Annotated in this window: 6 protein-coding genes and 1 pseudogene; 3 read left to right on the top strand and 4 right to left on the bottom strand. The window is 46.1% G+C overall.

Translation table 11 applies throughout. The annotated features are described in order from the left end of the window. Positions 1-34: 34 nt before the first annotated feature. Positions 35-673 (bottom strand): DUF6266 family protein, encoded by a 639-nt coding sequence (locus tag ACFE6N_RS22310; protein ID WP_378940066.1) that lies wholly within the window; start codon positions 671-673, stop codon positions 35-37. Positions 674-1,215: 542 nt separating this feature from the next. Next, a complete protein-coding gene (locus ACFE6N_RS22315; protein ID WP_134203701.1) occupies positions 1,216-1,494 on the bottom strand; it encodes a helix-turn-helix domain-containing protein in 279 nt (92 codons plus the stop codon). Between the two features lie 983 nt (positions 1,495-2,477). Here ACFE6N_RS22315 and ACFE6N_RS22320 point away from each other — a divergent pair. From ACFE6N_RS22320 to ACFE6N_RS22330, 3 genes are all read left to right on the top strand, one after another. Continuing rightward, on the top strand, positions 2,478-3,056 hold the full coding sequence (locus ACFE6N_RS22320) for a Crp/Fnr family transcriptional regulator (protein WP_378940067.1): 579 nt from the start codon (positions 2,478-2,480) through the stop codon (positions 3,054-3,056). Between the two features lie 132 nt (positions 3,057-3,188). After that, complete coding sequence (locus tag ACFE6N_RS22325) at positions 3,189-3,626, top strand: MauE/DoxX family redox-associated membrane protein (protein ID WP_378940068.1); 438 nt, start codon at positions 3,189-3,191, stop codon at positions 3,624-3,626. A 119-nt stretch (positions 3,627-3,745) separates the two neighbouring features. Continuing rightward, the gene (locus ACFE6N_RS22330; protein WP_378940069.1) at positions 3,746-4,069 is read left to right on the top strand and encodes a hypothetical protein; all 324 of its coding nucleotides are present in this window, start codon (positions 3,746-3,748) and stop codon (positions 4,067-4,069) included. A 39-nt stretch (positions 4,070-4,108) separates the two neighbouring features. Here the strand turns inward: ACFE6N_RS22330 and ACFE6N_RS22335 are convergent, their stop codons facing one another. Further along, positions 4,109-5,461, bottom strand: coding sequence for a RagB/SusD family nutrient uptake outer membrane protein (locus tag ACFE6N_RS22335; protein WP_378940070.1), 1,353 nt, complete (start codon positions 5,459-5,461; stop codon positions 4,109-4,111). Positions 5,462-5,472: 11 nt separating this feature from the next. Further along, a pseudogene (locus ACFE6N_RS22340) lies at positions 5,473-6,245 on the bottom strand (SusC/RagA family TonB-linked outer membrane protein); the annotation flags it as partial.

The raw sequence follows: 6,245 nt of genomic DNA on the forward strand, positions 1-6,245 counted from the left end.
GCATGGCTGGGTTTGGGCTGGTTAATAATTAAGATTAAGGAATGGTATAGGTACCCAGGTATTGGCTGTTTGCAACCGCAGTGGCATCGCGGTTTACCGCAAAGGCCCAGGCGTGGAAAACATCGCCGCTAAAGTTTGTACCGATTACCGCCGTGTAGGTTAGCGCAGCGCGCTGGGCTTCCTCGTACACCATATACATGTTTTTGGTGACATTAAACAGCACAACCGTCAGCACATCATCCGCAAAGGCATTATAGCGGTTTATAATGCTCTGCCAGTTCAACAGCAGATCTGACCCCTGCAGGCTTCCGTTCAGGCCGTGCATTACCGAAAGCGAACCCTTGCTCAGCACCACCTTCGAAAAATCGATCTCAAAATCAGGGTAGTCGCCGGTAACGGCCTGGTTTAAGAAAATTTTTACCGCGGCATTGTAACCGGTAATCTTGTTCAGCTGTTTATCCTTAAAGCCGATATTTAAAATATCCTTGATCGGGCTCAGGTACTGTGCCGCAAGGGCAAACCTGGTTCGCTGCGCCAATTGAGGTTCGGTACTGGCTTTACTGCTTTTTTTAGGGAGTCCCCTCAGGTAATCTACACTGCGCCAGCTGCTGCCGATTACACTGCCTACCTTGCCCGAGAATGCGCCGTTGGCGCCTTTTGAATACGTTGCCATAATTTTTGTTTTTTAAGTGAAAAAATGTTTAATTCATCGGATTTCTGCTATACCGGTATGTTCAAATCCATGATCAAACCTAGGCGCTTTGAAGTAATGGCACCTCATTTTGGACTCAAATGAGCTAAATTGAGCTGATTATGGGCCATAATGAGCTAAAATGAGCCATGCTAATGCCGGCCATCCAGGCAAAGGAGCAACCGTAAACAAGCGGCCTGCCCCCGGGCAGCATGACCATAACCCCCGTAAATGTTTACTCCGGAAAAACCCATTGTTTACCTTTTAGGTAAGCAATGGGTAACCAATAGGTAAGCAAAAGGTAACCAACAGGTAAAGAATAGGTAAACAATAGGTAAGCAAAGGGTAAGCCAGGGGTAAGCCTGGTACCAGCAAAGGGTAAACAACAGGTAATAAAGAGGTAATTGTCCTATACCGGAATAAGTTTACAGTAAAAGTCTTATTACTGATTTGTGTTTACTATCGAATTTGTTTTTACTGTATTGGGTTTACAATGTAATGTTTTCTTACTGATACAGTAAAAATCAGATACGGCCTTTGCGCTGGCTCTCCAGGTAGGCAGCCAGCAGGTCTTTCAGGTAAAAACGATCGCCGCCGGGCAGTTTGATGGGCTTTAAGGTGCCATCTTTCACTTTACGTTTGTAGGTACTTTCGCTGATGTTGAGGTAATCTTTTACCTGCTGCCGGGTGAGCTGCGTTTCAGGGTCGCCAAAAAGATCGATAAAGGTAAATTTTAACTGTTCTTTGTTCAGTACAAGGTATATGTTGTACAAGATCTGTACTAGTGCATCAAGGTTATTCATAGGGCGTAGAGTTTAAAAACAAAAACATATTGCAGCATGCTGATGGGGCATGCTGCAACCATATCCGGAAAATGTTCCTGTGCCGTTATCAGGGCGGCTAACCGATGGTGCCGGAGCGACTAAAATTGGTTAGAAAATTTGGGTCTATCTTAAAATTTTAGCGTCAAACAGCGCCAAAAGCTGTTCAACATTCCCATTAATATGGAGGTTAATTAATCGGTATGTAGATGATCATGAATGTACAGGGCACACAATGGCCAAAACAACGGGTCGCCACGGCTGGGGCACACCAGCCGCGGGTTAAACAGGATACAAGCTATCCTTTGAGGGCAGGTTTTCCGTGCATGTGCGAGCGTTACATGCACCGGGGTAAATACAAAAATGATTAGGGATGAAAAAGCAAACAGGTAAGGTTTTTCCATCTTCTGTAAACTTAATCAGTAAATAAATTAGTATTACGGTTACATCTTATACCCTATACAACGACAATTTATCTCAAATCGTATATCAATCAGGTTGTTCTACCCTAACCAGCAGCTTTAAATCGCCTCAGCGAAGTAAGGTTGAAAACCTCCGCGCGGACAATAAAACCGCCTGTGCAGGCAGATAAAACAATTTAGCTGAACCCTATTTATGTGCTTCAAAATGGCCTCTCATGGCATGCTAAATACGTAAAAAAAATTTTCAAATCAGGCTCACCCGGCAGGCAAAACAGGCATTTTTTTCGCAGATATTACGCCACTCAAGTTCCTGATCTACCCGTCCCGTGGTAAGAAATCAGTCTTATTAATTTTGAAAGCTACTCTCCATGTAGGCACATACGGTTGATGATATACCAAAAACTTAAAAACGATCGGTTAAAATGCCTGGCCATGGGATAAAATATAGTGATAAGCCCAAACATCGGCCGGGTTGCCCGGGGTTGCCAGCCCGGCAACTTGACAGGAGACCAAAAAGCTTTTTCTTTAGGTAAAAAAAAGATCATGGAAGAAAACGGCTATTTAAAAACCATCCGGAATTACATCAGCCCATCTTTTGGGTTAAGCTGTTATTTAAACCTCCTGCTCAAAGAACGTACATTCAAAAAGAAAGAAACCCTAAAGCTTTCTGATGAATATTGTGCGGTACTACTTTTTATCAGCAGCGGTACGTTAAGGTTATATACCATTGATGCAGAAGAAGAAACAACCCTCCTGTTCTGGCATCAGCACCAGTTTATTGTACCCATGCCCATTTTGGGCAATTACACAGAAGGCGAGCTGTTTATCGAATTCCTTGACGATGCTACACTGACCGGTTACAGTGATAAACACACCGCCAACCTTTATAAACTATTTCCCGAATACCGCGTACTGATGAACAAACTTTACCAGCAGCAGCTTGCAGCATTACTGCTGCATACCACAGCGCTTTCCCGGCTAAATGCCAATGCCCGTTTCAACCAATTGATGCACACCAGGCCGGAACTGTTTAACCTTTGCGACCTCAAAACCATCGCCAGTTATCTGGGTATCCATCCCAAAGTTTTAAGCCGGCTGAGGTCAAAAGCGTTAAAAAAGTAACATCCGCTACCTGCATTTCATTGTTTATAAGCCTTTTGGCAACTTAAATGGCCTTCACCTGGCCTGTTCTGCACCGAACTTTATACCAGTAATTTAAACTGTATAAGGTAAACCGTTTAAAATGATCAGGCCATGAAATTAAATCCAAGTAAAAGTGTTTATCAGCTCGGCTGCCTCCTACTCATTATTTTATGGGCTACTACTGCGGCCAGTAAACTTGGTAATCTAAACCAATTCAAAACCGAACTGGCCAAACAGGTTTTTTCTGAACGCTTTACTGCCTGGTTACTTATTGCCGTACCCGCTTCAGAAATGATTGCGGCTACCCTTTTGGCTTTTAACAAAACCAGGTTATATGGCCTTATTGCCTCACTCCTGTTAATTACTGCTTTTACCCTATACATCGCAATGGTGCTGGCAGGCTATTTCAACAAGGTGCCTTGTAGCTGTGGTGGTGTTTTAAAATGGCTCGGCTGGAAAGCACACCTGGTTTTTAACCTGGTGTTCACCGCTATAACGCTCACTACCCTAATTATTCACCTAAAGCGGGAGGTTCGTGACAAAGAGTAACCAGCACAACCGGATACCGGTCCTATCCAATACAGCAACAATCAACCGATCGCCAGACCACCGAACCAGATCAATTTCATTTATCCTCCTAAACGGAGATCATTTAAAAACTAAATACCATGTTAAACAGATTAAACCTTGGCCTTGTAGCCCTCGTATTGGGGTTCGGCCTAACCATCACCACCAGTGCATTTAAATCAGCCAAAGCAGATATCCAGTGGAATTTTGTTGGCACACAGCTATCTGACGCCACAGATGGCCATAAATATTCTACCACCATGAGCCCGCCTACCAGCTGTAACTCTGGTACTGCAGCACCTTGTTACCTGATTACGCCGGAATCGGTTGATACACAGGACAAGCTGACCCAGTACATCGAAGATACCTACGGCAGCAATGCGGCTGATGTAAGGGATAATGCTCCTGCCCAACGCGCACTTTAAGTAAATAAGGGCCTGGTTAAATTAACCGGGCCCTTTGTTTTACCGCTCGTTTTGCGGCATACCGGTTAGGGCAATAATATCTTCAGGCAGCGGCAGCGCATACCTTTTATCATTGGGCGTTAAGGTGTAAACCGTTCCTGCTATGCTGCGTTTCAGCACAATATTACCACCTTCGGCATTTAAACGTTTAACATCCATCCACCGCAGCCCCCGCATTACCAGCTCCTTTCTCCTTTCGCTTAGCACCATATTCAGTGCGGTAGCTTTGTCGCTGGCCACCAATGGCACAAATGTTCCGGTTTTAAACCTGGCCACCAAAAGTTTGTTCAGCGTTTGCATACCCAGGTCTGTTTTTCCGTTCCTCACCTGGCACTCGGCAAGGGTAAGGTACATTTCATCAGCAGCCAGGCCAAAGAAAAGTGCGGGCTGGAAATAGGTGCCTTTAAAATAAGAAGCGCCGCCGCTCTGCAAATAAAATACCTGCTTTCTTAAATCATTAGCCTGGTAGGCCTGCAAAAGCTCAGGCAAAATTTTCGCCCTGGTGTTGGTTAATATGGTTGGCGGTGGCGAAAACGTGCTAAAAAGCACTTCAGGGTTAAAAAGTGCCACCGGATAAGAGGCTGCCACATTGAGCTGATTATAATCCAAAAGCGCAGCATTGATGCGCAGGCAGGAATCAGCATAATTTTCGGCCGCCTGGTAATCGCCCATGTATAAAAAGGTACGCGCCAAAAGCCCGTAGGCCGCTGCCTTTGATGGCCTGGTGGCACTCAGGGCTTTATCCGGCAAAAGTGGTACCGCAGCTTTAAGATCGGCCAGCACCTTTTGGTAACCCTCCTGTACGCTAGCCCGGGTAGATGGCGTATTAAAATCGGCACCGGGCCGCAATGGGATACCGAGGTCTGTTGCCGAAGAAACCAGGTAAGCCTTTGCCCAAAGGCCCAGCCCCTGCAAAAAGCATTTGGCCCGGTATACCAGTGCCTGCCCCTTTACATCGTTATATCGCGTATCCCTGCGTACGGTTGAGGCTTCTAACCCCTCCAGTACGGCATTACAGGCATATACCGCTTTGTACAGGTAGGCCCAATCGTTGCTGCCCGGCTCGAAAAGGTTATCCTTTTGCCAGCTGTACATCCTGCGTTCATATTCGCCTGGCAGCGCGGCAAGGTCGGCATCGGTAAGATAGTAATCATCGGCCGATATTTCTGCCGACACCAGATCTTTAGCAGTCAGCACCCCGAAATTATCCATCAGTGCCTGAAAATCGGCCAGTGTGGAGGGGATCACCAGGCGCTGATCGGGTTTTTCATCTAAAAGTTTTTGGCAACCTAAAATTGCATTGGCAAAAACAGCCAGTAACAGCCAAAATCCAAAAATATTTCTCTTTTTCATATCCATCAATTTTAAAGGCCCGCCCTTAAGCCGAAAGCCAGGGTTTGCCCAGGGGGTAAGTTAAAGCTACTGGTTACATACTCAGGGTCCAGGTGGTGTTTGTTGGCCCGGTAAATAATGCCAACATTGGCCAGGTTGGCAAATACGTTTAATGTTTTTAAACCGGTCTTCCTGGCAATAGTCTTTCCGACAGCATAATCAAGGTTGATGTACTGTATGCGGATATGGTCGCCCTTATCAATCAGCTCTTCCGAAAAGCGGTAAAAAGATTCCCTGCTGCTTGATAAGGGATAGGGCATTGAGGGTACCTGGGTAAATTGTTCATCGCCCGGGGTTTTCCAGCGGTTGCCATAATCGGCATGGCCACCACCATTGGCAAACAGGTTGGTATAATCAATCCCCTTGCGCCTGAAATAATAACCGAACTTAAAGCTCACCGCTACCGAAAGGGTAAAACCTTTAAAGCCAAAATCGTTTACCATATTGCCGAAATAACGGGGCAGCGCCGAACCATGAAATGCCAGATCTGTAAGTTTGGTACCACTGATGATACTGCTGTAGGCCTTGCTGGGCTGGCCGTTTAAAAAGCCCATCGGTTCGCCCGTGGCACCATCAAGGCCCGCCCAGCGGTACGAGAAAATGGAATACACGGGCAAACCCTCTACCCCCGATACCGTGGCGTTGGCCTGCAAAAAGTTGCTCCCCTGTACCGAAGGCAGGTAATATCTGGCCACCTGATCTTTATACACCGAAAGGTTAAGCGTACTGCCCCAGCTCAGGCCGC

The organism is Pedobacter sp. BG31, from assembly GCF_042464845.1.
GTDB lineage: Bacteria > Bacteroidota > Bacteroidia > Sphingobacteriales > Sphingobacteriaceae > Pedobacter > Pedobacter suwonensis.

Coding starts and splice junctions, on each gene's coding strand:
- ACFE6N_RS22310 (WP_378940066.1), bottom strand. CDS start 673: ATGGCAACGTATTCAAAAGGCGCCAACGGCGCATTCTCGGGCAAGGTA.
- ACFE6N_RS22315 (WP_134203701.1), bottom strand. CDS start 1,494: ATGAATAACCTTGATGCACTAGTACAGATCTTGTACAACATATACCTT.
- ACFE6N_RS22320 (WP_378940067.1), top strand. CDS start 2,478: ATGGAAGAAAACGGCTATTTAAAAACCATCCGGAATTACATCAGCCCA.
- ACFE6N_RS22325 (WP_378940068.1), top strand. CDS start 3,189: ATGAAATTAAATCCAAGTAAAAGTGTTTATCAGCTCGGCTGCCTCCTA.
- ACFE6N_RS22330 (WP_378940069.1), top strand. CDS start 3,746: ATGTTAAACAGATTAAACCTTGGCCTTGTAGCCCTCGTATTGGGGTTC.
- ACFE6N_RS22335 (WP_378940070.1), bottom strand. CDS start 5,461: ATGAAAAAGAGAAATATTTTTGGATTTTGGCTGTTACTGGCTGTTTTT.